The following is a 25348-nucleotide window of genomic DNA, read 5'->3' on the forward strand; positions in this document are numbered from 1 at the left end:
GTTCTCGCTCCCTTCCCGTCCGATCAGTGCGTGCCGCCGCCGGCCGCCGCGGCCGGGGTGCTGTCGCCGCGCTTGCGCGTGGTGCGCTGCTCGATGCGCTTGTCGCGCTGCCCGACGTCGATGATGCGCTTCACGAAGATGCCGGGCGTGTGGATCGTGTCCGGATCGATCTTGCCCGGCTTCACGAGGTGCTCGACCTGCGCCACGGTCATCTTGGCGGCAGTCGCCATCATCGGGTTGAAGTTGCGCGCGGTCATCCGGTAGCGCAGGTTCCCCTCGGTGTCGCCCGTGTGGGCGTGGACCAGGGCGAGGTCGGCGAACAGGCCGCGCTCCATGACGTATTGCTCGCCGTCGAACTCGCGGACTTCCTTGCCCTCGGCGACCTTGGTGCCGACGCCGGTCTTGGTGAAGAAGGCCGGGATGCCGGCGCCGCCGGCGCGGATCCGCTCGGCCAGCGTGCCCTGCGGGTTGAACTCGATCTCCAGCTCACCGCCGAGGTACTGCCGGGCGAACTCCTTGTTCTCGCCCACGTAGGACGAGATCATCTTGGCGACCTGGCGGGTGTCCAGGAGCTTGCCGAGACCCACCCCGTCGATGCCGGCATTGTTCGACACGACGGTGAGGCCCTTGACGCCGGAGAGGCGCACCGCCTCGATCAGCTCGTCGGGGATGCCGCAGAGGCCGAAGCCGCCGCACATCACCATCATGTCGTCGCGCAGGAGGCCGGCCAGGGCCGCGGCGGCATCCGTGTAGACCTTCTTCATCGAACCGTCCTTTTCCCGCCGGACCCGACCGGCCGAAACCTCGGGACGCGCGTGTCCTCGCGCCTGCTCTTCCCGATTCCGCGCGCGAAATCCAGTGGTGCACCGCACCGGCCGGCGCGGTCCCGGGCGATCCGTAACCGGCACTGCGCTGGGGAGGGCAGGGCGGCCCTGCGCGGGCGCGGCAGACAAAACCGGCCGGGGACGCTAAGTTGCCCACTCGACGTGCAGACCCTGCCGGGCCGTGGCAGCCCGAGGGGCCGGCGCGGCGCCCGGCTTCCGGCCACAGCCGCCGCCCTCTCGGAGCATGATGTCGCTGCGCCGCCCGATCTTCATCCTCGCTCTCGGGAGCCTGATCGCGGCCGGCCTCGGCCTGCGCGACTGGCCCCTGGAGGATGGCCGGGCCACGGCCTTCGCCCGCCGCGCCTTCGACGCCTACGGACTCGGGCTGACGCTGCGGGGGCCCGCGCGCCTCGCGGTGCTGCCCTGGCCGCGCCTGACCCTCGACCGCGTCCGGCTCGCTGCCGGTTCCGACGGCCCGGTCCTGGCGGATGAGGGCCGTCTGACCATTGATCTCGACCCGCTGAGCCTCCTCGGCGGCCGCGCCGCGGTGAGCGGCCTCCGCCTGGAGGGCGCTCGGCTGTCGGACGACCCCGCCGGCTGGGACGCCCCCCTCGCGCGCCTCGCCGAGCAGGCCCAATCCGGCGAGACGGCCCGGCCGCGCCGGATCGTCGTGCGCGACGCGCGCCTCGCCGCCGGCGACACGGCCCGGGACATCGACCTCGACATCGCGTGGCCGCTCTGGGGCAAGGCCGCCGAGGGCCGCGCCAGCCTCATCTGGCGCGGCGTGCCGACCCGGATCGCCCTCAGCCACCTGCGTCCGGCCGAGATGGCCCAGCGCCGCGGGAGCCCGTTCACCGCGGAGATCACGTGGCCGGACGGCCGCCTCGCGGCGGACGGAACGGTGGCGCCGCCGGCGGAGGGGGGCGCGCTGCCCGTCATGTCCGGGCAGGTCCGGTTCGAGACGCGATCCCTGCCGGAGAGCTTGGCCTGGATCGGCCGCGATATGCCGCTGGCGCCGCTCGCCGGTGCCTTCTCGGTCGACGGCCGGTTCGAGACGGGCGAGCGGTCCGTCTCGTGGCCGAGCCTGCGCATCGGCCTGGGTCAGAACGTGCTCGAGGGGGCCGGCGCCGTCGCGTTCGGGCCCGGCAAGGCGCCGCGCCTCTCGGTGCAGGCGACCCTGGCGGCCGAGACGCTCGATCTCACGCCTCTCGTCGCGGATCTGTCGCGGCTCCTCGACCCCGCGCCCGCGTCGATCGCCCTGGCGCCCTTCACGCGCGGTGACCTCGACCTGCGCCTGTCGGCGGCCGAGGGGCGCGCCGGCGCCGTCCGGGTGCAGGATCTGGCGGCGAGCGTCCTGGTGCGGGAGGCCGCCCTGGAGGTCGCGGTGAACCGGGCCCGGATCCAGGACGGCACGTTCAAGGGGCGCGTCAACCTGACGAGCGGGTCCGATCCGGCCGCGACCGAACTGCGCACGCAGGGAAGCCTCGACCGCGTCGACCTCGGCGCGCTGCTCGGCGAGATCGGCGCGGCCCGCTGGGTGGTGGGGCCCGTGCAGGGGCATTTCGCCCTCGAATCCAGGGCCCGGGACACGGTCGGATTGCTGGCGCACCTGAATGGCCGGGCCACGCTCGCCATGGACGGTGGTGCCATCGCGGGCCTCGACCTCGCCGACGTCATCCACCGCAACGGCGCGGTGGCGTCCGGCGCCCTGGCGCGCCGCAACGGCCGGACGGCCTTCGAACGGGCCGTGGTGACGCTGCGCTTCGCCGACGGCGTGGGCGAGATCGCCGAGTCGGGTCTCCTGGGGCCGAGCGTCGGGGCGACCCTGCACGGCCAAGTCTCGCTGCCGGAGCGTCGGCTCGATGCCAAGGGCGACCTCGTCCTGCGTCCGCCCGGCGATTCCTCCCGCGGGATCCTGTTCGCGGTGACCGGGCCCTGGAGCGCCCTGACGGCTCAGACGGTCGCGCACAGCGAGATCCCCGACCCGGTCGGCCGGTACGGGGGCGCGATGCTCCCCGACCCGCTCAAACTGCCGGCCACGCTCGGCCTGCCCGGCAACGCCCGCGCGTACGCGCCGTGACCGCGGCGCCATGGCGCCGGCTCCGGCCAAGCTCTAAGATCGGGCCTCGAACGCCTTCATGATCCCCATGCGCCGCCTGCTCATCGAGGAACCCGTGACCCGTGCGGGGCCGCTGGCCCGGCGGCTCGCCGTGTTCTCCGTCATCGCCACCGGGATCGCCCTGGTCCTCGTCCGGGATCCGCGCTCCGACACGGACGCCGCCCTCGTGGCGCTCGTGGCCGGGCTCGGCGTCGCGCTGCTGGCGGCCGCGGCCGCGATCTTCGCCTTCGTGCGGGTCTGGCGCGAGGGCGCCCGCGGTCTCGGGGCAGCCCTCGCCGGATTGATCCTGGCGCTGGCGGTTCTCGGCTACCCCGCCTTCCTGGGCCTGCGCGGCCTGCGTCTTCCCGCCCTCTCGGACATCACCACCGACATCGACAATCCGCCGGCCTTCTCGCGCTCGCGGGCGGCCTTCGCGGCCCGCGGCGGACGCTATCCGGCGGACCCGAGCCCGGCTGCGCGCGAGAGCCAGCGCGGCGCCTACCCGCAGATCGCGCCGCTGACACTCGATATCGGCGCCGACGAGGCCTTCGAACTCGCGCGGCAGGCCGCCCTGAAGCGGCACTGGCAGATCGTCGAGGCGATCCGGCCGGGCGGCCGGACCGGCAACGGCCGGATCGAGGCCGTGGCGCGGGGGCTGATCCTCAACCTGCCGGACGATGTCACCGTGCGCATCCGTCCCCGCGCCGACGGGGCGCGGATCGACGTGCGCTCGGCCTCGCGGCTCGGCGGCCGCGATTTCGGCAGCAATGCCGACCGGATCCGGGCCTATCTCGACGACGTCGCCAACCTCGCTCTCGCGGTGAAGTGAGCCGCCGCGCCTCTCAGGCCGGCGCGTAGGTGCCGTCGAGGCGGGGGGCGCCGTCGCAGGACGCGAGCCCACGTCCGACCAGATCCTCCAGGTGGGCGAAGACCGACAGCGCCGCCGCGCCGCGGAGCCGGGGATCGAGCCCCTGGTAGATCGCAGCGACGATGTCGGCGATCCGCCCGTCGCCGGCGGCCAGCCGCGCGCGGATCGCCGCCTCGCGCTGGCGGCGATGCCCGGCGAGCCCGCGGAGGAACCGGGCGGGCTCGCGCACCGGTCCGCCATGGCCCGGCCAGTAGACCGTCTCGTCGCGCCCGCGCAGCTTGTCGAGGGAGTCCATGTAGGCCCGCATCGCGCCGTCGGGCGGCGCCACGATCGTGGTCGACCATGCCATGACGTGGTCGCCCGAGAACAGCGCCCGCGCCTCCGGCAGCGCGAAGGCGAGATGGTTCATCGTGTGCCCGGGGGTCTCGACGGCCACGAGGGTCCAGCCCGGGCCGGACACGGCGTCGCCCTCCACCATGATCCGTTCCGGCGCGTGCGCCCGGTCGGCGCTCGCGTCGAGCATCGGGGTCTCCGCTTCCGACAGGGCCCGCGCGGCCCTGTGCGGCGCGCATCCGACGATCGGCGCGCCGGTGCGCGCGGCGAGCAGCCTTGCTCCGGGCGAGTGATCCCGATGGGTGTGGGTGACCACGATGGCCTCGACCCGCTCGGTGCCGAGATCCCGAAGCAGCGCCTCGACATGGGCCGGATCGTCCGGGCCCGGATCGATCACCGCGACGCGATCCTGGCCCACCACGTAGGTGCAGGTGCCGCTCGCCGTGAACGGGCCTCCGTTCGGCGCGACCCGCCGGCGGATCAGTGGCGCGACCCGGTCCAGCCGGCCGGCCGGAGGCATCGACGGATCGAAGGTCAGGGTGGTCTCGTCGGTGTCCGCCATCGCGATCCCGTGCGATCGATACGGCGGTTCCTTGGACGGTTCGCGGCCGCGTGGCAATCGCCCTCAAGGCCTAGGGGATGCGAGGCCGCGGTGCGAGGCATTCTGGGGTGGCGGCAGGACCTGCCCGCTGTCCTGCCGGTGATCCTGACGCAGGGGTGATGCTGTCCGGCGCCTGTGAGGGACGCGGACGGGGTCGCGTCCGCTCCGGGGTCGCGCGCGTCCCGCGATCAGTCCTGCCGGCGCGGTCCGCGTGCGCGCACGCGGACCGGTACGGGCGCCGGTGCCGGCATGAGACCGAGCGCGGCCGCGCGCAGGGCGTCGCCGGCCCTGTCGACGATCTCGGTCACCCGCGCCGCCATCGCGGCGGCCTTCGATCGAACGGCACTCTTGGCAGATTGCAGCATCGCAAATCCCGGATCGAGCCTTAAGACCTATCTTCGAACGCTAGCGCCCCTGTCTCGTTCCGTCACCCCATGTCGCGGCCGGCGCTCGCGCCCGCGGGGACTCACAGGACTTCGCGATGGGGGCGGAACCGGAGCGAAACCTTGGCGTTTTCGTGTTCAGAACGACGCGGCCCGCCCGCGTTGGTACTTTCTAAGGATACGAACCATGCTCGGTTGGGCCGTAACTTTTCTCGTCGTCGCTCTCGTGGCCGCTCTGCTTGGGTTCGGCGGCATCGCCGGCACCGCCATGGAGGCGGCCAAGCTGGTCTTCTTCGTAGCGATCGTCCTGTTCGCCATCTCGGCCGTCGTCGGCCTGATGCGGGGCCGTTCGCCGACACTTTGACCGAGGGCCGGAGCGGCCGGCCCCGTTCAGCGGGCCGGCGCACGGACCCACGGAAGAGCCGTCGCCGCAGGGCGGCGGCTTTTTCCATCGCGGCGCTGCCATCGCGCCGTTGCAGGGGTGGATTGTCCCGGTGACGGGACGAGCGGTTTCAGGCCTTGCGGTCGGCGCTGTCGAGCTTGGCGATCAGTTCGGCGAAGCGATCGGGTACGGGCTGCTGCGTGACCGTGTCGTACATCGCGCGCAGCTGCGCGGCGATGCGGTTCCGGGTCTGATCGCTGAGGCCGCCCTTGCTCCTGGAGCGGTCGGACGGGTCGGAAGCGGCCGTACCGCCGGAGCTGTTCTCGGACTCCGACAAGCGATCCGAAGCGGTCTCGACGTGCGGATCGCGCGCGCGAAGACCGGCCTCCTTTCCCTGGTCCACCATCAACACGCCCCTTGTTGCCGAAGTCGGCCCGGCCGCATTGTGCTGCGGCTCGACATACGCCATGGCTGCGCCGGCAACGCCTGCGCGCCGGCATCGGTTCCGCTGGGGGGTGGAACGGAGTGCGGGCCTCCGCGTTGGGCGGTAGGCTGCGCAGGACAGAAAGCCGGCCCCGGCAGGCCCTCGGTGACGGATCGAGGCGTTCGCGGCCGGGCAACACGGCGAGGCACAGGGGATCGAATGTCGACATCGCAACTCGTGGTACAGCACCTGCCGTACCTGCGCCGCTACGCGCGCGCGCTCACGGGTAGCCAAGTGGCGGGTGACGCGTACGTCGCCGCCACCCTGGAGACCCTCGTCAACGAGCCGGACACGCTCGGTCGCAGCACCAACATCAAGGCCGACCTGTTCCGCGTCTTCACGCGGATCTGGAACTCGCTCTCGGTCAACGGCCGCAGCGAGCAGGTCCAGCACGACCTGCCGGCGGAGGTCCGCCTCGGCCAGATCACCCCGCTGCCGCGCCAGGCCTTCCTGCTCTCCTGCCTCGAGGGCTTCTCCGAGGAGGACGCGGCGATCATTCTGGGCGTCGACGTGTCCGAGGTTCGCGACCTCGTGGACGAGGCCGGTCGGGAGCTCGCCGCCGACATGGCGACCGAGATCCTCATCATCGAGGACGAGCCCCTGATCGCGATGGATCTGGAGGCGCTGGTCGAGGGTCTCGGCCACAACGTCATCGGCGTCGCCCGCACCCGCACCGAAGCGATCAAGATCGCCGGCGAGGGCAAGCGCCCCGGCCTGATCCTGGCCGACATCCAGCTCGCCGACGGCTCCTCCGGCCTCGACGCCGTGAACGACCTCCTGAAATCCTTCGAGGTGCCGGTGATCTTCATCACCGCCTATCCCGAGCGCTTCCTCACCGGTGAGCGGCCCGAGCCAGCGTTCCTGATCGCCAAGCCGTTCCAGCCCGCCAACGTCTCGGCGGTGATCAGCCAGGCGCTGTTCTTCCAGCAGACCGCCCGTCGGCGGGAAGCCAAGACAGCCTGAGCTGACGGCCTGAGATCCGGCCTGAGGTCAGGCTTGGCGGTTCGCCCCCGGGAGTGACCCGGGGTGTCCGCGACGGAGAGTTGCGACAACGAAAAAGCCCCGGCTCACGCCGGGGCTTTTTCGTTGTTGGTCCGCGTGCCCTCGTCGGTCGCCGCGCACAAAAAAACGGGCCGGAGAGAGCTCCAGCCCGTCGCGAAGGTTCCGGCCGATGCACAAGGGGAATGCGGGGAGGACCAGGTGGCCGGGTGCTCAGAGAACGGGTGCCGGCGCGGGAGGTTCCAGAATGGGCGCTTTTTCGTGAGGCGTGCTTTTTCTGCAACGAACCGGGGCTGTGGATAGCGGGCGTGCGCCGCCGCACCAACAGCCGAGCTGCGTTCGAATACTCAGGCTTCGTAGACACGAGACAGTCTAGGAACCTGCGATTGCAGGGCGCGTTGTACGAACATCCTGTCAAGCTCTCGCAATGAGGTCGGGGCGATGCTGCGGTCTGGTTTCATCCTGGGCGTGAGTGCTCCTGCGGCTCTTCTCACCGTTCTGGTCCAGCCGGTGGTTCGCGACACGGCGGATCGGTGGACGATGCCGGTCCCGACCGCGCAGACCATTTCGGCGCCGCTGCCCGGGATGCGACCCGTGTCGCTGTCGATCAGCCCGACGCGGGTGGCGGGGGTGCAGCGCCTCGACAGCCGGAACGCCCCGGTTGCCGGCGAGGCGCAGGATCTGGAGATCAAGCCGATCCTGCGGCAGCCGCCGCGGCGCATGCGCGAGGGGTGCGAAGCGGCGCTGAGCTCCCTGGTCGGTCCCGAGGCGCGCCGCATGACCCCCGGCCGCTGCATTTCCTGATCGGCGCCGACAAGGACTGGAAATCAGAAGGCCCCGCCGTCTCGGCGGGGCCTTCTGCTGTGTGGATCGGCCCTGGATCGCGATCCGCGGCCTAAACTTGAAACGAAAACGGCGCCCGTCCCGAGGGACGCGGCGCCGCTACGCGGTACGGAACGGCAGCGGCCTCACTCGGCCCGGCCGGTCCCCGTGGACTGACCGCCCTTGCGGCCGGCGGACGAGGCGAGCTCACGGTCCTGCGAGAAGGAGCGCTTCTCGGCCGGAACGCTGCGGCCGCCCTTGCTGGCGATCTCGCGCTGCCGCTCCAGGTCCATCGAGGCAAAGCCTCGCTTCGAGGTCGAATTTCCGGACGCCATCAGTTCCTCCTCAGGCTTCGCTTCACCCCGCAACAACCTTCAGCAATAACCAAGGTTCCTGTCCCGAGACCTGCTCAAGCTTCCGACAGCTAAGCTTGGCAGCAACCCCGACTTGTGTGCCGCGTTGGTCGACATTCGACCTTGGTTGAAGTCCGGGTCGGGTCCGACAGGCCCGGAGGCCCGGCGACTCGTCCCGGGCGGACGGCGCGGCCTCACGGCACGAGAGAAGGGTTTTCGCGCATGACGAACCGCAACATGGTCAAGGATGCCGCTCCGGGGGCACAGGCCACGCAGCCCAACACGCCGCCGCTGCCGCCGATGCCGGCGCCGGAAGATTCCGCCACCCCGACCACCCGCGAGGAGCCGACGGATTCGCCGCACCTGAATGCCAGTCTCAAGCGCGACGCGCCCCCTCCCGGGGGACAGGGGCTCTCGACGAAGCGCTGAGCCGGGCGAGGGCGTTCTCAGGTCCGGCGCCGGTGCGCGAGGCGCGTCAGGCCCGCGACGAGAAGGGCGATCGCCAGGATCGTGACGATCCCGGCCACCGTCAGGATCCGCTGGATGAGGGGCGTGTAGACGCCGCGCGCGGCATCGTAGCCGTAGCAGAGCAGGGTGAGCCGGTCGGCGATGCTGCCGACCCGGCCCTCGCCGGCTTCCGTCAGGGCGAGGCGCAGGTCGCGCCCGGTCAGCGCCAGGGGCGACAGCGCACGGGCTACTCGGCCGTCGGCGGCGAGGAGAAGCGCCGCCGCGGGATGCGCGAAGCTGTCGGTCCCGGCATCGTAGACAGCTTCATAGCCCAGCGCGCCGGTGAGGCGCGCGAGCGCGGCGTCCGACACGATGAGCGCCCGGGGCCGGACGGATCCCGCCCGATCCCCGAGCGTCTCCGCCAGCATGCGCCGGGCGGCCGCGGCGTCGTCGCGGGGATCGATCCCGACCAGCACGAGTGCGTAGTCGTCGATCGGCAGGCCGGTGGCCGCCAGCGCGTCCACCGACAGAGACAGCATGGGGTCGCAGACATTCCCGCAGGTGTAATCCACCGGCAGCAGAAGGGCCGCGCGGCCGCCCAGGGCCTGCCCGAGGGTGGTCGGCCGGTCGGTGCGCGCGTCGGTGGCGGCGAGGTCGAGCGGGGCCCGGGCACCCGGGGGCGGCGCGACCGCGACGCGGGCGAGGTCGGCCTGGACGAGGCGGGCCGCTGCCGGCTCCGGTGACAGGACGAGGCACAGTGCCAGGAGGGCGCCGAGACCACACCGACAGGTTGCGTAAGGCGCGGGGCTGGACAAGTGCCTGACGAACCGCATGGATAAGCGGGCCCGTCCGGCCCCGCCGTCCTGGGCGTGAGACCCGTCGCGGAGCCCCCGAATGACCCTCGACACCGAGGTTTCCTCCCTGAAGCAGGTGCCGCTGTTCCGCGAGGTGGAACCGGCGCGCCTGAAGCTCCTGGCCTTCACCAGCGAGCGGGTGCATTTCGAGCCGGGGCAACGCTTCTTCGCCCGCGGCGACGTCGCGGATGCGGCCTACGTGATCCTCTCGGGCACGGCGGACGTCAGCATCGACGGTCCCGCCGGCCCGGTGCGGCTGGCGCTGCTCGGCCAGGACGCCCTCGTCGGTGAGATGGGCATCCTGGCCGAGCAGCCCCGCTCGGCCACCGTGACGGCGCAATCCGCGGTGACCGCCCTGCGTATCGACCGCGGGGTGTTCCTGGAACTGCTGGCCCAGTTTCCACAGATCAGCATCGCCCTGATGCGGGTGCTGGCGCTGCGGCTGGAGCAGACCAACCAGGCGCTGGCCGAGAGCCGGGGCTGATCATCCCGCGTAGGTGATGAATTCCAGGAGCGAGCCGTCGGGATCCCGGAAGTAGACGCTGATCCCCGCGCCCGCGGCGCCGTGCCGCTCCACCGGGCCGAGTTCCACCGGGACCCCGGCGGCCTCGAGATGCGCGATGGCGGTCTCGATCGCGCCCGACCAGCGGAAGCACAGGTCGCTGTTGCCCGGCTGGACGGGTTTCGCCGCGACCGGTACCGGCTCGACGCCCGGCCCGTGGCAATTGAGCTGGACGCCGCCGAACCGGTAGGCGAAGCCGGGACCGCGCTCGAGGATCTCGGCACCCACCACGTCGCGGTAGAAGGCGTTCGAGCGTGCCCAGTCGCTCACGTGGATCACGCAGTGATCGAGGTGTATCGCCGGGCTGAGCGGGACATCGGGAGCGACCGTCGCCTCGGTGGGAAGAGTTTCGGTCTCGGCCATCGTTCACCTCCGCTCCGGGCGCAGTAGAGCACCGCTGCGATTCAGAATTAGGGCACAACCGTGGCCGTGGGAGCGGCCCGCGCACGGCCGGCTGCGGCGCAAAAGCTACATCGTCACAGGCGCAGAGGCGGTAGGCATGGCGCGACGACCGTATCCCGCACGACAGGACCTATGATCGCCACGCTTCCCTCGGCCTGGAGCCGCCTGCGCCGGATCGTTCTCTCGCGAATCCTCCTCGCCGTCGTGGCGATCGCGCCCCTCGCGGCCTGCCAGACCCGTCCGGTCCAGGTCGCCCAGGACGACGAGGCGGCGTGGTACGTCGGCAGCAAGCCCGACAAGCCCTTCGATATTCCGCTGGTCGACACCCAGCGCCTCGATCCGAAGTACCGCCGCCAGCAGGTGAGCTACAACGGCCCCGAGCAGCCGGGGACGATCGTGGTCGACATCGACAAGCGTCAGCTCGTCCTGGTCCAGGCCGACGGCACGGCGATGCAGTACGGTGTCGGCGTCGGCAAGGCCGGTTTCTCCTGGAAGGGCGAGGCTCGGGTCGGGCGCAAGGGCGTCTGGCCGGACTGGAGCCCGACCGTCACGATGGTCTCGCTGCATCCTGACCTGCCGCGCACCCGCAAGGGCGGCCTCGACAATCCCCTCGGCGCGCGCGCACTCTACCTCTACCAGGGCAACCGCGACATCCTGTTCCGCATCCACGGCACCAACGAGCCCTGGAGCATCGGCGAGCAGATGTCGTCAGGCTGCGTCCGGATGCTGAACGAGGATATCGCCGACCTGTACGAGCGCGTGCCGGTGGGCACCCGCGTGCTCATCAAGCGCAACGGCAAGTACAGGACCTGATCGGGCAGGTACCGGACCTGAGCGGGCGAGGCGCGGCTTCCTGACCGGTCAGCCGGCCGGCGTCCCCGCGGCGGACGCGTCGCGGACCTCGCCGGAGACCCGCTTGGCGAGCCGGTCCAGAGCCGCTCGATCCAGATCACCCCGATCCGGGCCGCCGGGGGCCGCGGCCGGCTCGCCCGGTCGACCGTCCGGCCCCATGCCGTCGCTGGCCAGCACCGCGGCGGTGGTCAGGCCCGGACTGGTCCGGTCCGTCGGCCGCTCCGGGCCGATCGAGAGGCCGGCCCAGACGAGGAGAGCCGCGCACAGGGCCAGGCTGGCCAGCAGGGTCTTGAGAAAGGTCATGTTTCATAACGAGCGGCTCCGGGCCGTCGTTCCGTTGCCAAGCTTCGCTCCGACGGGCGGAACGCTTTGGCAACCACGTCGGTCGAAACTCGGCATCGCGCTCGCGAGGCCGATTCGGTCACCCGGCAAATTCGCCACATTGGCCGGGCACCGTCGCGGCCTCGACGCCCCCGTCACCAGCTGACTCGCCACGCGCGTGGACATTCCCGCTATGATCAGACCGATGCTCGCCCTGCTCCTCCTCTGCGGCCCCGCGGCCGCGGCCGGGACGGTCAGCGGCCCCGCGACCGTGATCGACGGTGACACGATCGAGGTGCAGGGCACGCGTATCAACCTCTACGGTATCGACGCTCCCGAGACCGCGCAGCGCTGCGAGACCGCCAATGGCCAGGAGTATCGCTGCGGCAGCAAGGCCGCACAGGCCCTGCGCGCGCGGATCGGCAGCGGCGCGGTCACGTGCGAGCGGCGGGAGGGCGGCGTGCCCGGTCGCGTCACCGGGATCTGCCACGTCCACGGCGAGGACCTGTCCGCCTGGATGGTCGGACAGGGCCTGGCGCTGGCCAACCGTCAAGTGACGGCTCCCTATATCCGCCAGGAGGGCCATGCCTGGGCGACCCGCCGCGGCATCTGGGCCGGCACCTTCGAGAAGCCGGCCGACTGGCGCCAGGACCGGCGCCGAGTCGAGGCCGCGGCCGGCACGAGCGCGGCCGACTAGCCGCTCCGGCGCCTCAGGCCGTCGCATCCTGTCCCTCGGTGAATTCCCGCCAGAGGAGGACCAGGGCGGCCATCACGGCCGGCCCGAGGAACAGGCCGAGGAGCCCGAAGGTCTCGACGCCGCCGAGGATGCCGAGGAGCACCCACAGGAAGGGCAGCTTGGTCGTGCCGCCGATCAGCGCCGGGCGGATGAAGTGGTCGGCCACGAAAGTCACGACGAGGCCCGCCGCCGCCACCACGAGAGCTGCCGTCACCGACCCGGCCGCCACCAGGAGGAGCGCCGCGATCGCGATGGCCACGGCGGCGCCGAACGGGATCATCGCCGCCACCGCCGTGAAGGCGCCGAGCAGAACCGGGTGGGGCACGCCCGCGAAGTGGTAGACGATCCCGAGCACGAAGCCCTCGCCGAGGCCGACCAGCACCAGCCCGTCGACCGTGCCGTGCACGGAGGCCACCATCTGGCGGGCGACGCGCTCGCCGCGCGGCCCGAACAGCCGGTGGCAGGCGGTGAGCGACTGGTCCCGCACCGTCCGCCAGTCGCGGAACAGGAAGAACAGCGCCACGAGGCTGAAGCCGAACAGGACGATGCGGTGCAGCACCTCGCGGCCGACATTGCGGGAGGCCCCGAGCACCGAGTGGTTCTCGAACCGGCGCAGCAGGTCGGAGCCCGCCTGCGCGTGGCCGAGATTGTCGTTCCACCACGCGGTCGCCTGCGCGGCGCCGTAGGGCAGGTGCTGCAGGAATTCCGGCGCCGGCACCCCGTTCGCCTCGGCGTTCCGAACGAACTCGGCCACGTCGTGGGCCTCGCGGGCGGCCTGGATGCCGAGGATCGCGAGCGGCGCCAGGAAGACCAGCGCCACGGCCGCGGTCATCAGCGTGGGCAGGAGGATGTTGTGCTTGCCCGGCGGGAAACGGTGCTCGAGCCGCTGGTAGACAGGCCAGAGGGCGATCGCCAGGACCACCGCCCAGGCAAGCGCCGGCAGGAACTCGTGCAGGATCCAGAGGCCGAGCGCCGTCAGGGTCAGGACCAGCAGGACCCGGGCCGCTCCCTGGGAGCGCGCGCGCTCCTGCGGCGGCAGGGGCGGCGTCTCGACGCGCGCCGGCGGGGCGGCGGGCTTGGTGATCGGTGGCATCCGTCTGGTCTCCTGAGGACGCGCCTCGTCTCGCCGTCAAGCTAGGGCCGGCGCGTCCGGAGCGTACGCGCGTCCCCGCACCCGGCGGCGCACGCCTGTGGACAGGCGCTGAAACGCCGGGGAAGCGCCGCGGTTGCCGCTTCTGACACCCTCGTGTAGAGGTCGCCGCCATTCGACCGGGCCGCGTTCCAGGCCCCGTCCACGCATCGGGCGGCCGCCCGGGCGGCGAGGGGGCTCCCGCACGACCGATCCGGAACTCGAACAGCCCGCGAGAAGACATGTCCGACGAGCCCGCCCACGGCAGCGCCACCTTCGAGCGCGTGGCCGACATCATTGCCGAGACCGCCGACATCCCGCGGGACAAGATCACGCCCGAGAGTCACGCCATCGACGACCTCGGCATCGACAGCCTCGCCTTCCTCGACATCGCCTTCGCGGTCGACAAGGCCTTCGGGATCAAGCTGCCACTCGAGCGGTGGACCCAGGAGGTCAACGAGGGCAAGGTCCCGGCCGAGGAGTACTTCGTCCTCAAGAACCTGTGCGCGCGCATCGACGGCCTCGTGGCCGAGAAGGCCGCCAAGGTCTGAACCGAGGCCGATCCGACCCGTCATGCGCCTCGAATACTTCGAGATGATCGACTCCGTGCGGCTCCTCGACAGGGCCGCCGGCCGCATCGAGGCGCTCGCCCGGGTGCCGATGGCGAGCCCGGTCTTCGAGGGCCACTTCCCCGGCCACCCCCTCGTGCCGGGTGTGCTCCTCACCGAGACGATGGCCCAGGCCTCCGGGTACCTCGTGCTCGCCCATCTCGACTTCGCCCGGATGCCGTTCCTCACCGGGGTCGACAAGGCGCGCTTCCGGTCCTTCGTCGGGCCCGGCGCGGACCTCCTCGTCACGGCCACCCTCGAGCACGACGGCTCGGGCTACGCGGTGACCAAGGCGGCGATCAGCCACGACGGCAAGGCGCTGTGCGACGCGGAACTCCGCTTCCGCACCATGCCGTTCCCGGACGGACTCGACGCGCCGATGCGCGAGCGCGCGCGGACCATCGGCCTGTTCCCCGATCCGGCTCCGGCCGAACGCGAGCCCTGAGCCAGCCATGAGCCAGCCATGAGCCGCCCCGTCGTCGTCACCGGCCTCGGCCTCGTCTCCTGCGCGGGCGAGGGCGTTGACGCCCACCTGGCCGCCCTCGCCGATGAGGCGGCCCCGCGCACCGACAGCGAGACCTTCGCGCCCTATCCGGTCCATCCGGCCCCGGCGATCGTCTGGGACGGCCAGATCCCCAAGCGCAGCGACCAGCGCCAGATGGAGGCGTGGCAGCGGCTCGGCGTCTACGCCGCCGGCCTCGCCCTCGACGCGGCGGGCGTGAAGGACGACGCCGCCTTCAAGCAGGCGCTCCACCTCGTCGTGGCCGCGGGCGGCGGCGAGCGCGACTACGCGGCGGACGGAGCGATCCTGACCGGCATGCGCGACGCCGCCGATCCGGGCGCCTACCTGAACGAGCGGCTCCAGAACGATCTCCGCCCGACCCTGTTCCTCGCCCAGCTCTCGAACCTGCTCGCCGGCAACATCGCCATCGTGCACGGGGTGACGGGCGCCTCGCGCACGTTCATGGGTGAGGAATCCGCCGGGGTCGACGCCCTGCGGATCGCCCAGGCGCGGGTGGCGTCGGGCCAGATCGACGCGATCCTGGTCGGCGGCTCCTACAGCGCCGAGCGGCCGGACGTTCTGGTGATCCACGAGATGGGCGGCTACCTCGCCCGCGACGCCTACCGCACGGTCTTCGCGCGGGGCGAGTCCGGTGGCGGGGCGGGCGGGTTCATCCTCGGAAGTTGCGCGGCCTTCCTGATGCTCGAATCCGCCGCCCACGCCGCGGCGCGCGGCGCCCGCGCCCTGGCCCGGCTGGAGCCGGTGGCGAGCGATCGGACCCGGCGCGCGCCGGGCAGTGTCGCCGGCAGCCTCGAGACGCTCTGGCGACAGGCCGGCCTCTCGGCTCCCGACACCGTCCTGTCCGGCGCTACCGGCGTGGCCCCGATCACCGCGGAGGAGCGCGGCGCGCTGGCGCGGCTCGCACCGGGCGCGCGCCTGCGCGCCCTCGGGGACGTGATCGGGCACGGGCTCGAAGTGGCGGCGCCGTTCGGGGCGGCCCTCGCCGCCGCCCTCGTCGCCGCCGGCGGTGCGCGCGAGGTCGCCGTGACGGCCGTCGGCCACCGGCGCGGCGAAGGTATCGTGCGCCTCGTCCCGGCCTGAGCGAACCCGCGTCACGGGGCCCATGTCGGCCGCGTCCGATCGTCCGGTCGGCAGCACAGCTTTCGCGCGGACGCGTCGTATTGAAATCCCTTATCCCGTTGTTCAAGCGACCGTTCCGGCGCCGCTCAACCGGAATTTCCGGAAAGAGTTTCCCGCATCGCTCCGGCGCTGGCCGAGGGAAATATTTCTCTGCGCTTGCCAAAGAACCGCCGGCGGTCTACTTCTACCCCATCGGCACGTGTCCGGATATCTTGGACCGTTACGCCTTCGCAGGGCGGTTCTGACTTTCCTATCGCTATCGGTCGATGCCGGCGCCCCCTCGTTCGGGCGGGTGCCATCTCTCACTATGCCTGCGAAGATCAAGGACTTCCATGAGCACCGGAACCGTCAAGTGGTTCAACGAGACCAAGGGCTACGGCTTCATCCAGCCGGATGACGGCGGCAAGGACGTGTTCGTCCACATCTCGGCCGTCGAGCGCGCCGGCCTGCGCGGCCTGAACGAGGGCCAGAAGGTCACGTACGAGCTGGAGACCGACCGTCGCAGCGGCAAGCAGTCCGCCGGTCAGCTCCAGACGGCCTGATCGCCGTCCTCAGCGTTTCTCCGGAAGCCGCTCCTCTGGGAGCGGCTTCTTCGTATCTGCCATCGTGTTTCTAACCCCCCTCTGCGGGTGACGGCCTTCGCCGCACCCGATCCAGGAGTGTCTGTGAGCTTTTTGAACAAGCAGGGTGTCGCCGATCGCCTCGAGACCGCCGCCAAGGCGCGCTCCGAGATGCTGGCCCGGTTCCGGGCCCGCCCGTCCGCCGACGACCCGGCCGTCCTCGCCCGCCAATCCGCCCGCCGCGCTGTGGTCGATGCCCGCGAAGTCCGCGCTGCCGAGCGCGCCGCCCAGCGTCAGGCCGAGATCGAGCGCGCCGCCGCCCTCGCCGAGGCGGAACGCCTCGCCGAGATCGAGCGCAAGCACGCCGAGCAGCTGGCCGCCCAGGAGCGCGCCAAGGCCTTGCAGGCCGAGCAGAAGGCCCAGCGCGACGCGCGCTATCTCGCCCGCAAGGCGAAGGCTCAGAAGAAGCGCTGAGGCGCGTTCCGCAGCGATGCCCGTCCAGGAGCTCGGCATGTCCCACAAGTTCAAGGTCGGCGAGCGCGTCTGCCGGTCCCGCCTGGGCATCCCGGGCGAGACGGGCGAGGCCGAGGTGTTCGAGATCCTGCGGCTGATGCCGGCGGATCAGACCGGCGAGCCGAGCTATCGGATCCGGACGAAGACCGGCGAGCGGGCGATCCGCGAGGGTGACCTCGTCGCGGCCCCGCAGGCCTGATCCGGGCGCCTCAGAGCGTCCGGAACATCACCAGCGCGTCGACCGGCCCGAGCGTCGGGTGCCGGAAGGCGCCCGGCAGCCGGCCGACCACGTCGAAGCCGAAGCTCTCCCAGAGCCGGACGGCCCGGGCGTTGGTGCTCACCACGAAGTTGAACTGCATCGCCACGAAGCCCCGCGCCCGCGCCCGGTCGAGGGCGTGCGCGCACATGGCCCGCGCGACCCCGCGGCCGAGGGCGGCCGCTCCCGTCATGAAGCCGCAATTGGCGACATGGGCGCCCCCGCCAGCCTGGTTCGCGCGCAGGTAGTACGTGCCGAGCACCGTCCCTGCCTCCTCGGCCACGAAGGTTTCGCGGTCAGGGCCGGTCCAGTACGCGAGAGCCTCGGCCTCGCCGAGGTCGCGGTCCAGCGCGTAGGTCTCACCGGCCCGGATGGTCGGCACGATGATGCCGGTGATGGCCGCGTGGTCGGCCGCCTGCGCGGCCCGGATGTGCAGACTCACCCGAATTGCTCCCGCAGGATGCGCTCGTCGAGGCTGTGGCCGGGATCGTGCAGCAGCACGAGCTCGGTGGCGCGGTCGAGGGAGGTCTCCACCGTGCAGACCCGGCGGAACTCCGTGTGGTCGGCCACCGCCGCGACCGGGCGGTGGGGGGCGTCGAGGACGTCGATCCGGATCCGGGCGTAGTCCGGCAGAAGTGCGCCGCGCCAGCGCCGGGGGCGGAAGGCCGAGATCGGTGTCAGCGCCAGAAGCTTGGCGTCGAGCGGTAGGATCGGTCCCCCGACCGACAGGTTGTAGGCCGTGGAGCCCGCCGCGGTGGCGACGAGCACGCCGTCGGCGATCAGCAGGTCGAGCCGGACATTGCCGTCGACGGCGATCTTCAGCTTGGCGGTCTGGTGGGTCTGGCGCAGCAGGTAGACCTCGTTGATCGCCCGCGCCCGGTGGGATCGGCCCTCCGTGTCGAGCACGTCCATCACGAGCGGGTGGATGACGCTGCGCTGGGCGTTCTCCAGATGCTCCAAGAGGTCGTCGTCGCGGAACTCGTTCATCAGGAAGCCGACCGTGCCGCGGTTCATCCCGTAGATCGGCTTCGGGTGGTCCATGAAGCGGTGCAGCACCTGGAGCATCAGGCCGTCACCGCCCAGGGCCACGACGACGTCGGCCTCCTCGGGCGGGACGTGGTCGTAGCGCCGCATCAGGGCGGCCGCGGCCTCGCGGGCGTAGCCGGTCGGGCTCGCCACGAAGGCGATCTTCTGGAAACGCGGCATGGATCAGGCGCAGCCGCGCAGGCGCGTCGGGATCGCCTCAGGGTTCACGTCACGGCTCCAGTCTGACGAGCGAACCGCCCGGTTGACGTCCTTGCCCGGCATGCGCCTCACTCCGCGAGCACACGCGCAATTGGAGGCATAGCATGGAGCGTCCGCTCCTCGTCTACACCACCTTTCCCGACCTCGCCTCGGCGCTGAACATCGGTGAGGCGCTGGTCCGCGAGCGACTCATCGCCTGCATCAACGTGCTGCCGGGCATGCAGTCCGTCTACAGCTGGAAGGGCGCGGTGGAGCGCGGTGCCGAGGTCGCCGCCATCCTCAAGAGCCGCGAAGGTCTGGCCGACGCGCTGGCGGTCGCGCTGAAGGCGCGCCACCCCTACGACACGCCGATCATCCTGCATCTGCCGGTCGCCGGGGCGGACGCCGACACGGCCGCCTGGATCCTGGCGGAGACGCAGCCCGGTGAGCCGTTCGAGAACGGGACCCAGGCGGACTGATCCGGCAGACTGCGCCGCGCTGCTTCCCACCCTGACCCTTCTGGCCGGTTCCGGCAGTGTGCCGGACAGGGTCCAGACGGCTGTGGACAAGCGCGCCTTGCCGTCGATGCGGGCGCCACAATGGCTCGTCGGACACTGGTGACATTGGCGTAGTCGTAGAGTCGAATTAAAAAGACATAAATATACGAATCTATGCGAAAAATATCCGATCTTGAATTATGGAACGAGAATTTATACTGAGCGATTGGAGTAGAAGATTGAATTCATCTGGTGTGCTTGGCTAGAAAACCTCCGTGCGTACACCGCACGCGATGCGACGCGGAGGAAAATCATGGGACGTTTCAGGAATGCAGGACGGTTGGGGTTGGTCCTGCTCGCCGCAGTCGCGGGCGCCGTGCATGCGCAAGCGGCCGGGGCGCCGAAGAGCGAGCCGCTGATGACCGTCGCGCCGGCGCCGTCCGGTCCCGCCGGCCTCGCATCGGCCGATCCGCCCGCCTTACGGTACGGTGTCCTCTATGCCGACGACAAGGGCCACAGCCATGTCCAGTATTGCGACCTGAAGAACTTCATCTTCAAGAGCTACGCGCCTCCGGCAGCGCCGCAATATGTCGGCTTTCCGCCGGGTGAGGTGACGTCGATCAAGTACGCGGTCCTGCCGGTCGGCTATGTCGGCACGTGGCACACGGCGCCGGGTCCCCAATGGGTGATCACCCTATCGGGCCGCTGGTCCGTGGAGGCTACGGACGGGTCGGTGCTGGAGCAGGGCCCCGGCGAGGTGGAATTCAACGCCGATATGGGATCGATGCCGCAGGGGCCTGAGGGCCATGTCGGACACCTGACCCGGCAGGTCGGCGACGTGCCGAACGTGCAGCTCATTGTCTCGCTGAAGCCGCAGGCCGGAAAGGCCCGCTCCACCGATCCGTGCCAGCCGTCCCAACCGTGAGGTCCGGGCGCGGGCTGGCATCCTCTGTTCCGCCGGTCCGCGCGCGTCAGCCGCCGCTCACCGGATAGCTGCGGCCCTTCCAGGTCGCCGCGCCGGCCCGTTCGCGGCGCAGGAGCACGTTCCACTGGATCGCCAGGGCCACCGCGACCGCCGCGGGGTGGAGCGGGATCGTCGCCCACGGGGCCCGGACCGCGACGGTGACGGCCGTCCGGGTCGCCAGGGACAGGCCGAGGGCCAGCACGGCCGGGGTCAGGGCGGAGTTCGGCAGCAGCCCGAGCAGCCCGGCCAGGACGAGGAGCGGCGGCAGGATCTGGCCGCAGCCGAGGAGGAAGGTCCAGATCGGAAGGGCGCGGGGCGTGGCCATGCCCTCGTGGGCGTTCTTGGAGAAGCCGGCCCAGGCCTGAGCGAAGCCGTCGTACATCCGGCAGGTGGCCAGCGCGGCGGCGGCCACGAGATCCGTCCGGTAGCCCGCGGCCCGGAACAAGCGGGGCAGGCGGACTCCGTCGTGCAGGGAGGTGCGGATCGCGCTGTGGCCACCGGTGGCCGCGTAGGCCCCCCGATCCATCAGGATCAGTTGACCGCAGGCCGCGCCGAGCGACGGGTCGGACAGGCGGCGCATCAGCGGCACGGGCAGGAAGCCGAGGAGCAGGAAGTCGATCATCGGCACCGTCAGCATCTCACCCACTGTGTCGGTCCGCTGCCGGGGCACGCCGCTGACGAGGGCCGCGCCGGTGCGGCGAGCCTGCGCCGCGAGGGCGGCGGCTGCCCCGGCCTCGAGGCGCACATCGGCGTCGATGAACAGCAGGTGGTCGCCGCGGGCGAGCCCGGCCATGTGGCTGCAGGCGTGGTTCTTGCCCGTCCATCCGTCGGGCAGGGCCGGCACCGGGACGAGACGCAGGCGCGGGTCGCCGACGGCGCGCACGATCTCGGCGGTCGCGTCGGTGGAATGATCGTCGCCGACGATCACCTCCACCGGGACCGCGGCGCTGGCGAGCGCCGCCCGCACGGTGGCGTCGATGTTGCCGGCCTCGTTGCGCGCCGGGATCAGGATCGAGACGAGACCGGCCCCGGCCTCCACCGCGGGCCGGCGCAGGACCGCGAGATTCACCGCCGCCAGGATGGCCGGCAGGAGGGCGGTGGCGAGGCAGAGGTACGCCAGGGCTGTGAGGATCGAGTCGGTCATCGTCTGCGCCGGCAGGGGAGCGCGCCACGATAGGGGATCGGGCGGGATCTGGCGCGCGCGGGCGGTCTCATCCGGCGCGATCCTGACCGCCCGCGGCGCGGTGCGCCGGATCGAACCGGCGGCCGGAGAGGCGGGCCGACAGGCGCCGCCACAGGTCGTAGAGGCCGCCGACGCCCTTCCGGCCGGAAACCAGCGTGCGGAAGCGTCCGGGCTCCCGGCTGATCACGTCGGCGCTCAGGCGGTCGAGGGTTCGGGTCAGTTCGGATTCCAGGCGCGCGAGGCGCTGATCGCGCGCGAGCGCGGCGAGTTCGGATCCGGCGATCCCCGGCCCGAAGGCCGCGAAGGCTCCCGCGCCGCGCTCGTCCCAGAAGGTGTACTCGACGGCGAGCGGGACGAAGAGCGCGTCGGGGGCGATCTCGGCGAGCCGCGCGACGCCGGGACGCAGGGCCAGCGGCCGCGCGCGGGCATCGGCGAAGCGGCCCTGCGCGGTGATCCAGAGCATGCCGTCGGGGGCTCCGAGGATCGACCGTGCGGCTGCCAGGAACTGTGCCGCCCCGCGCGGGCTGTCGAGGTCGACGCCGAAGGCCCCGATCCGCTCGAAGATGCGGTAGCGCGCCAGCATCGCGGCGTCGAACGGCGCGCGGCTCGCCCGCTCGGGATAGAGCCGGCCGCCCAGCACGATGATCAGCGCGGCGTCCCACCAGGCCGGATGGTTGCAGTAGACCACGATCGCGCCGGGATGGTTCGCGTCAGGCGGCGTGCTCCAGAGGGGCAGCCGCAGGGCGTCGAGGTGGCGGTGCAGGTATCGCTCGAACCACGCCACCATAAAGGCGCGGATCCGGGGCGAGACCGAGGGCAGGGGGGCGCCGTGCGCGCCTCTCGCGCCCCCCGTACCGGGGGGCGGAGATGGCGGCGTCGCGGTCACGCCGAGGCGCGCAGGGCGCCGCGCGCGTCCTGGTCATGCGCGTCGGCGGCGATCCAGCCCGACATCATCACCATCGGCATGCCGGGCCCCGGATGGGCGGCGCCGCCCGCGAGGTAGAGGCCGCGCACCTGCCGCGACCGGTTGCCGGGCTTGAACGCCCCCATCACGCGCCCGTGGGAGGCGAGGCCGTAGATCGCGCCGTTCAGGACCTTGTAGCGCTCGTGGATGTCTTGCGGCGTGAGGTGGCGCTCGACGACGATACGCTCTTCGAGATCCGGCATGCCGGCGGTGCGCTTGAGCTTGTCGAGGATCGTGCGGCGGTAGTTCTGGAACAGCGGCCCGTCCGGACGCCAGTCGTGGTGCGGCCGCAGATACGGCGTGTGCACGAGGACGTAGAGCGCCTCGCCGCCCTCGGGCGCCACGCTCGGATCGGTGGAGGAGGGAGCTGCCAGATAGGCGGTGGGGTCCGGGGCCGGCTCGCCCTTGTTGTAGATGTAGTCGAACTCCTCCTCCGGGTCGCGGGAGAAGACGAAGTCGTGGTGGTTGAGGTGCTCGTAGCGCTTGTTCAGGCCGAGATAGAGCACCACGCCCGAGCAGGCCGGTTCGGGATTCTTCTTGGCGTAGGCCTTGGCGGCCTCGCCGCCCACGAGCTCCCGGTAGGTGCGGACCGAGTCCATGTTGGAGATCACGGCGTCGTAGGGCGTGACCCCCGCGGCCGTCCGCACGCCCCGGACCGCGCCGTTGGCGGTCTCGATCCCGGTCACCTCGGTGTCGGTCTTGCACGTGGCGCCGAGTTCCTGGGCGAGCTTCGCCAGCCCCTCGGCGACGGCGCGGGTGCCGCCCATCGGGTACCAGACGCCGTCGGCCGTCTGCATGTGGGCGATGGCGCAGAGCACCGCCGGCGCGCCGTAGGGCGAGGAGCCGACATACTGCACGAAGTGGTCGAGCATCTGCGCGAGCCGCGCGTCCTTGACCTTGCCGCGGATCGTCGAGGCCACCGAGGCGTGCATGCGCAGCGACAGTACGTCGCGCAGCGTGCCCGGGTTCATGTTGGCGCGGATGTTGATCGTGTCGAACAGGTCCTCGACCGGCTTCCAGAAGAAGAATTTCTCGGACACGCCGTGAAGATGCTCGGAGATGGTGATGAACTTCTTGTAGCCCTCGCCGGTGCCGGGGGCGAAGCGCTCCATGTCGCCGGCCATCCGCTCGACGTCCTGCATCAGGTCGATATGCGTGCCGTCGTCGAAGAAGCAGCGCCACTGCGGGTCCAGGCGGCGCAGGTCCATGTAGTCGTGGACCGAGCGGCCGGACTCCGCGAAGATCCGCTCCAGCACCCGGGGCACGGTCAGGATCGTCGGCCCCATGTCGAAGCGGAAGCCGCCCTCGTGGAGCACCGCCGCCTTTCCGCCGAGCCAGCCGTTCTTGTCGTAGACCGTCACGCGGTGGCCCCGCGCGGCGGCGACGCACGCGGCGGCGAGTCCGCCGAGCCCGCTGCCGATGACGGCGACCGTGGAATCCTGGCTCATCCTGCTGGCTGGCTCCCCGGGCCGAGGAAGGCGTGGCCCGCAGAGCGAAGCTAGACCTGGGGCCGGGCGGGTCAACGCGCCACCCGGTCGCGGTCGCCTAGTGGCGGCGCTCGCCTGTGGACAGGCGCGCCAGGAAGTTTCCGATCTCCCGCCGGCGGAGCCCGGCCTCCAGCACCTCGGGCCCGACGCCGTGACGCCAGGCCAGGCGGCGCGCGGTCTCCGAGTCGTGGCCCTGGAGCGTCGCGACTTCGTCGGCATAGGCGGCCACGGCCCGCGAGTTCTCGGCGAGTCCCGCCTCGACGATGGCGGTGTCGCAGAGGCGCAGCATCGCGGCCAGCTCGTCGAGGTCGAGCTCGGGATGATACTGCGTCCCCCAGAACCAGCCGCGATCCCGGCGGATCTCGAGGGCCTGGATGCCGAGAACGCGGTTGCCGGCGAGCACGCGGGCGCCCGGGGGCGGCTCTAGGACGGCGTCAGAGTGGATCGCCGGGGCATCCCAGGTCGCCGGACGGCCGGCCAGCAGAGCGTGAGTCCGGCCTTCCTCGGTCGGGGTGATCGCCCGAGCGAACCCGTATTCCGGCCCGCGGGGATTCTCGGCGGCGCGCCCGCCCGCCACCGTGGCGGCGACCTGCACGCCCCAGCACGAGCCGAAGACCGCGCGCCCGGCCTCGAAGGCCGCGCGCATCAGGTCGAGCTGCCGGTTCACGGCCGGCGTGCCCTCCGAGACCTTGAGGGTCGAGCCGGTGAAGATCAGGCCATCGAACTCCGCGAGACCCGCCGGCAAGGCCGCGTCGGCGTCGGCGGCGTTGACGTGCCGGCAGACGGAGCCCGGCGCGAGGTCCCGCACCACCGCCGCGTAGGACTCGGCCGAGGTTCGTCCGGTGGCCGCGACGTGGCGGTCGCGGGCGGCGCGATCGTTGCCGTCGGCGATGAGCAGGCGGAGCATGCGGGATACCGGGGAGCGCGGCCGTAGCGGAGGCGCCTCTATGTCGGTGCGCACCGCGTCGCAGGAACGGCGCGGATCGTCGCGGGAGGCGGGCGCTGAAATCGGGCCCGACTCCTCCAAACGGGTGATGCGCCCCGCGAGGCCGGGTTTACCCCTGCCGTCTCGGACTCCGAGGAACGATCAGCGCGGAGGACAAGATGCCAGATCTCGCCGAGGTAGAGCTCTACTGCGCGGAAGCCCGGGATATCCTCGCTCACGCGGAGAACATCGTTGCCGACCTGGACCGGAGAGGTGCCAGCGAGGGGCACTGCCTGATGGCGAACCAGGGCCTCGCGGCGCTGCGGAACCTCGACCGCATCATCGAGCGGCACCGCAGACGGCTGGCGTTCCTGGCCCTGCCCAACGCGGTCGGCCCGTCCCCACCTCCGTCCCCTCCGCGGAAGCGGAACTGGCTGCTCTTCCTCCGGCGGCGCGGCGGGTACGCGGGCCATGGCATCGAGGCGCATTCCTAAGGCTTCCCCGGAGGATCGGGCGAGCCACGCGAGGCGCGCAGATCCCCGCCTGCCGGCGACGCGGCGGTGCGACGGCCTGTCGAGAACCCTGCTGGTCGGGGTCGTGCTGCTCGTCCTGGGGTTGGCCATCCCGGCCACCGCCCGGCGATCACCCCCGCCGTTGCACCAGGCGGCCGAGATCGAGGCCCTGGTCAACAGGGCGGCCGACATGCTGGAGGCCGAGGGCGCGCGGGCGTTCGACGCGTTCCGGCGCAAGGGGAGCACCTGGCGATATGGGGACGTCTACCTGTTCGTCGTCGACCTGCGGGGGATCGTCCTCTTCAACGCCGCCCATCCGAACCGCGAGGGCCACGACCTGCTCCACGAGCGCGACGCCGACGGGAAGCAGTTCCACCACGATTTCATCGACGCCGTCACGCGGTTCGGGTCCGGATGGGTCGACTACATGTTCCCGAAGCCCGGCCAGTCGGCGCCGAGCGTGAAATGGAGCTACGTCTGCGCGACGCGCGTGGCCGGCGTGGAGGCGCTGGTCGGTGCCGGCGTCTACGTGGAGTAGCGCCGTCCGGGTCGGGAAGGCGGGC

Annotated in this window: 34 protein-coding genes; 19 read left to right on the forward strand and 15 right to left on the reverse strand. The window is 71.6% G+C overall.

Annotated elements, in window-relative coordinates; genetic code table 11:
* Positions 1 to 23 precede the first annotated feature (23 nt).
* Complete coding sequence (locus BM419_RS11290; RefSeq protein WP_091926482.1) at positions 24 to 764, reverse strand: CoA transferase subunit A; 741 nt, start codon at positions 762 to 764, stop codon at positions 24 to 26.
* Positions 765 to 1068: 304 nt separating this feature from the next.
* Between BM419_RS11290 and BM419_RS11295 the strand changes: the two genes are divergently transcribed.
* Positions 1069 to 2904: an AsmA family protein gene (locus BM419_RS11295; protein WP_244540753.1), complete on the forward strand. Its 1836-nt coding sequence runs from the start codon at positions 1069 to 1071 to the stop codon at positions 2902 to 2904.
* A gap of 67 nt (positions 2905 to 2971) precedes the next feature.
* Entirely contained in the window at positions 2972 to 3751 is a 780-nt protein-coding gene (locus BM419_RS11300; protein WP_056527687.1) for a DUF1499 domain-containing protein, read from the forward strand.
* Positions 3752 to 3764: 13 nt separating this feature from the next.
* Here BM419_RS11300 and BM419_RS11305 read toward each other — a convergent pair whose 3' ends face one another.
* Positions 3765 to 4685: an MBL fold metallo-hydrolase gene (locus tag BM419_RS11305; RefSeq protein WP_091926483.1), complete on the reverse strand. Its 921-nt coding sequence runs from the start codon at positions 4683 to 4685 to the stop codon at positions 3765 to 3767.
* A gap of 227 nt (positions 4686 to 4912) precedes the next feature.
* On the reverse strand, positions 4913 to 5089 hold the full coding sequence (locus tag BM419_RS32355) for a hypothetical protein (protein ID WP_020090884.1): 177 nt from the start codon (positions 5087 to 5089) through the stop codon (positions 4913 to 4915).
* A gap of 205 nt (positions 5090 to 5294) precedes the next feature.
* Between BM419_RS32355 and BM419_RS11310 the strand changes: the two genes are divergently transcribed.
* Positions 5295 to 5471, forward strand: a complete 177-nt coding sequence (locus BM419_RS11310; protein ID WP_007568853.1) for a DUF1328 domain-containing protein — start codon at positions 5295 to 5297, stop codon at positions 5469 to 5471.
* Positions 5472 to 5619: 148 nt separating this feature from the next.
* Here the strand turns inward: BM419_RS11310 and BM419_RS11315 are convergent, their stop codons facing one another.
* On the reverse strand, positions 5620 to 5958 hold the full coding sequence (locus BM419_RS11315) for a NepR family anti-sigma factor (RefSeq protein ID WP_234081943.1): 339 nt from the start codon (positions 5956 to 5958) through the stop codon (positions 5620 to 5622).
* Between the two features lie 174 nt (positions 5959 to 6132).
* Here BM419_RS11315 and BM419_RS11320 point away from each other — a divergent pair, with 174 nt between their 5' ends.
* Positions 6133 to 6936 carry a response regulator gene (locus BM419_RS11320; protein ID WP_012321915.1) on the forward strand — a complete coding sequence of 268 codons (804 nt, stop codon included), beginning with the start codon at positions 6133 to 6135 and terminating at the stop codon, positions 6934 to 6936.
* Between the two features lie 576 nt (positions 6937 to 7512).
* Positions 7513 to 7776: a hypothetical protein gene (locus tag BM419_RS11325; RefSeq protein WP_020090882.1), complete on the forward strand. Its 264-nt coding sequence runs from the start codon at positions 7513 to 7515 to the stop codon at positions 7774 to 7776.
* 164 nt (positions 7777 to 7940) lie between these two features.
* Here the strand turns inward: BM419_RS11325 and BM419_RS11330 are convergent, their stop codons facing one another.
* Positions 7941 to 8129: a con-10 family general stress protein gene (locus tag BM419_RS11330; RefSeq protein ID WP_010683678.1), complete on the reverse strand. Its 189-nt coding sequence runs from the start codon at positions 8127 to 8129 to the stop codon at positions 7941 to 7943.
* A 240-nt stretch (positions 8130 to 8369) separates the two neighbouring features.
* Here BM419_RS11330 and BM419_RS11335 point away from each other — a divergent pair, with 240 nt between their 5' ends.
* A complete protein-coding gene (locus tag BM419_RS11335; protein WP_020090880.1) occupies positions 8370 to 8576 on the forward strand; it encodes a hypothetical protein in 207 nt (68 codons plus the stop codon).
* 17 nt (positions 8577 to 8593) lie between these two features.
* Here BM419_RS11335 and BM419_RS11340 read toward each other — a convergent pair whose 3' ends face one another.
* Complete coding sequence (locus BM419_RS11340) at positions 8594 to 9409, reverse strand: thioredoxin domain-containing protein (protein ID WP_244540754.1); 816 nt, start codon at positions 9407 to 9409, stop codon at positions 8594 to 8596.
* Positions 9410 to 9488: 79 nt separating this feature from the next.
* On the opposite strand from BM419_RS11340, the gene BM419_RS11345 reads away from it, so the two are divergent.
* Positions 9489 to 9932, forward strand: coding sequence for a cyclic nucleotide-binding domain-containing protein (locus BM419_RS11345; protein ID WP_020090878.1), 444 nt, complete (start codon positions 9489 to 9491; stop codon positions 9930 to 9932).
* Here BM419_RS11345 and BM419_RS11350 read toward each other — a convergent pair whose 3' ends face one another.
* Entirely contained in the window at positions 9933 to 10373 is a 441-nt protein-coding gene (locus tag BM419_RS11350) for a VOC family protein (protein ID WP_020090877.1), read from the reverse strand.
* Positions 10374 to 10544: 171 nt separating this feature from the next.
* Here BM419_RS11350 and BM419_RS11355 point away from each other — a divergent pair, with 171 nt between their 5' ends.
* Positions 10545 to 11225 (forward strand): L,D-transpeptidase, encoded by a 681-nt coding sequence (locus BM419_RS11355; protein ID WP_020090876.1) that lies wholly within the window; start codon positions 10545 to 10547, stop codon positions 11223 to 11225.
* A gap of 48 nt (positions 11226 to 11273) precedes the next feature.
* On the opposite strand, the gene BM419_RS11360 is transcribed toward BM419_RS11355, so the two are convergent.
* Positions 11274 to 11567: a hypothetical protein gene (locus BM419_RS11360; protein WP_020090875.1), complete on the reverse strand. Its 294-nt coding sequence runs from the start codon at positions 11565 to 11567 to the stop codon at positions 11274 to 11276.
* Positions 11568 to 11790: 223 nt separating this feature from the next.
* On the opposite strand from BM419_RS11360, the gene BM419_RS11365 reads away from it, so the two are divergent.
* Positions 11791 to 12282, forward strand: coding sequence for a thermonuclease family protein (locus tag BM419_RS11365; RefSeq protein WP_244540755.1), 492 nt, complete (start codon positions 11791 to 11793; stop codon positions 12280 to 12282).
* A 13-nt stretch (positions 12283 to 12295) separates the two neighbouring features.
* Here the strand turns inward: BM419_RS11365 and BM419_RS11370 are convergent, their stop codons facing one another.
* Positions 12296 to 13414 carry an AI-2E family transporter gene (locus tag BM419_RS11370; protein ID WP_020090873.1) on the reverse strand — a complete coding sequence of 373 codons (1119 nt, stop codon included), beginning with the start codon at positions 13412 to 13414 and terminating at the stop codon, positions 12296 to 12298.
* Positions 13415 to 13692: 278 nt separating this feature from the next.
* On the opposite strand from BM419_RS11370, the gene BM419_RS11375 reads away from it, so the two are divergent.
* The 6 genes from BM419_RS11375 to BM419_RS11400 all read left to right on the forward strand — a co-directional run bounded on the left by BM419_RS11375 (position 13693) and on the right by BM419_RS11400 (position 16972).
* Positions 13693 to 14001 (forward strand): acyl carrier protein, encoded by a 309-nt coding sequence (locus tag BM419_RS11375; RefSeq protein WP_010683687.1) that lies wholly within the window; start codon positions 13693 to 13695, stop codon positions 13999 to 14001.
* A gap of 22 nt (positions 14002 to 14023) precedes the next feature.
* On the forward strand, positions 14024 to 14503 hold the full coding sequence (locus tag BM419_RS11380) for a 3-hydroxyacyl-ACP dehydratase FabZ family protein (RefSeq protein ID WP_056527639.1): 480 nt from the start codon (positions 14024 to 14026) through the stop codon (positions 14501 to 14503).
* A gap of 18 nt (positions 14504 to 14521) precedes the next feature.
* On the forward strand, positions 14522 to 15661 hold the full coding sequence (locus BM419_RS11385; protein ID WP_091926485.1) for a beta-ketoacyl-ACP synthase: 1140 nt from the start codon (positions 14522 to 14524) through the stop codon (positions 15659 to 15661).
* A gap of 371 nt (positions 15662 to 16032) precedes the next feature.
* On the forward strand, positions 16033 to 16242 hold the full coding sequence (locus BM419_RS11390; RefSeq protein WP_020090869.1) for a cold-shock protein: 210 nt from the start codon (positions 16033 to 16035) through the stop codon (positions 16240 to 16242).
* A gap of 123 nt (positions 16243 to 16365) precedes the next feature.
* Positions 16366 to 16734, forward strand: a complete 369-nt coding sequence (locus BM419_RS11395) for a DUF6481 family protein (protein WP_026604575.1) — start codon at positions 16366 to 16368, stop codon at positions 16732 to 16734.
* 37 nt (positions 16735 to 16771) lie between these two features.
* Positions 16772 to 16972 (forward strand): hypothetical protein, encoded by a 201-nt coding sequence (locus BM419_RS11400; protein ID WP_026604574.1) that lies wholly within the window; start codon positions 16772 to 16774, stop codon positions 16970 to 16972.
* 10 nt (positions 16973 to 16982) lie between these two features.
* On the opposite strand, the gene BM419_RS11405 is transcribed toward BM419_RS11400, so the two are convergent.
* Entirely contained in the window at positions 16983 to 17471 is a 489-nt protein-coding gene (locus BM419_RS11405; protein WP_091926486.1) for a GNAT family N-acetyltransferase, read from the reverse strand.
* Positions 17468 to 18235, reverse strand: a complete 768-nt coding sequence (locus BM419_RS11410) for an NAD kinase (RefSeq protein ID WP_020090865.1) — start codon at positions 18233 to 18235, stop codon at positions 17468 to 17470. The genes BM419_RS11405 and BM419_RS11410 overlap by 4 nt, the downstream gene beginning before the upstream one ends.
* Positions 18236 to 18378: 143 nt before the next feature.
* Here BM419_RS11410 and cutA point away from each other — a divergent pair, with 143 nt between their 5' ends.
* Together cutA and BM419_RS11420 are read left to right on the forward strand one after the other, a co-directional pair.
* Positions 18379 to 18732 carry a divalent-cation tolerance protein CutA gene (gene cutA / locus BM419_RS11415; RefSeq protein ID WP_091926487.1) on the forward strand — a complete coding sequence of 118 codons (354 nt, stop codon included), beginning with the start codon at positions 18379 to 18381 and terminating at the stop codon, positions 18730 to 18732.
* Between the two features lie 331 nt (positions 18733 to 19063).
* Positions 19064 to 19675, forward strand: a complete 612-nt coding sequence (locus BM419_RS11420) for a cupin domain-containing protein (RefSeq protein ID WP_091926488.1) — start codon at positions 19064 to 19066, stop codon at positions 19673 to 19675.
* 46 nt (positions 19676 to 19721) lie between these two features.
* Here BM419_RS11420 and BM419_RS11425 read toward each other — a convergent pair whose 3' ends face one another.
* The 4 genes from BM419_RS11425 to BM419_RS11440 all read right to left on the reverse strand — a co-directional run bounded on the left by BM419_RS11425 (position 19722) and on the right by BM419_RS11440 (position 24255).
* Positions 19722 to 20858: a glycosyltransferase family 2 protein gene (locus tag BM419_RS11425; RefSeq protein ID WP_091926489.1), complete on the reverse strand. Its 1137-nt coding sequence runs from the start codon at positions 20856 to 20858 to the stop codon at positions 19722 to 19724.
* A 67-nt stretch (positions 20859 to 20925) separates the two neighbouring features.
* The gene (locus BM419_RS11430; protein ID WP_091926490.1) at positions 20926 to 21684 is read right to left on the reverse strand and encodes a lysophospholipid acyltransferase family protein; all 759 of its coding nucleotides are present in this window, start codon (positions 21682 to 21684) and stop codon (positions 20926 to 20928) included.
* Between the two features lie 95 nt (positions 21685 to 21779).
* Entirely contained in the window at positions 21780 to 23309 is a 1530-nt protein-coding gene (crtI, locus tag BM419_RS11435; RefSeq protein WP_020090860.1) for a phytoene desaturase family protein, read from the reverse strand.
* A gap of 97 nt (positions 23310 to 23406) precedes the next feature.
* Positions 23407 to 24255 carry a type 1 glutamine amidotransferase gene (locus BM419_RS11440; RefSeq protein WP_091926491.1) on the reverse strand — a complete coding sequence of 283 codons (849 nt, stop codon included), beginning with the start codon at positions 24253 to 24255 and terminating at the stop codon, positions 23407 to 23409.
* 197 nt (positions 24256 to 24452) lie between these two features.
* Between BM419_RS11440 and BM419_RS11445 the strand changes: the two genes are divergently transcribed.
* Positions 24453 to 24767 (forward strand): hypothetical protein, encoded by a 315-nt coding sequence (locus BM419_RS11445; protein ID WP_091926492.1) that lies wholly within the window; start codon positions 24453 to 24455, stop codon positions 24765 to 24767.
* 103 nt (positions 24768 to 24870) lie between these two features.
* Positions 24871 to 25323 carry a cache domain-containing protein gene (locus BM419_RS11450; RefSeq protein WP_244540756.1) on the forward strand — a complete coding sequence of 151 codons (453 nt, stop codon included), beginning with the start codon at positions 24871 to 24873 and terminating at the stop codon, positions 25321 to 25323.
* The last annotated feature ends 25 nt before the right edge of the window (positions 25324 to 25348 follow it).

Source organism: Methylobacterium sp. yr668 (assembly GCF_900116245.1).
Classification (GTDB): Bacteria; Pseudomonadota; Alphaproteobacteria; order Rhizobiales; family Beijerinckiaceae; genus Methylobacterium.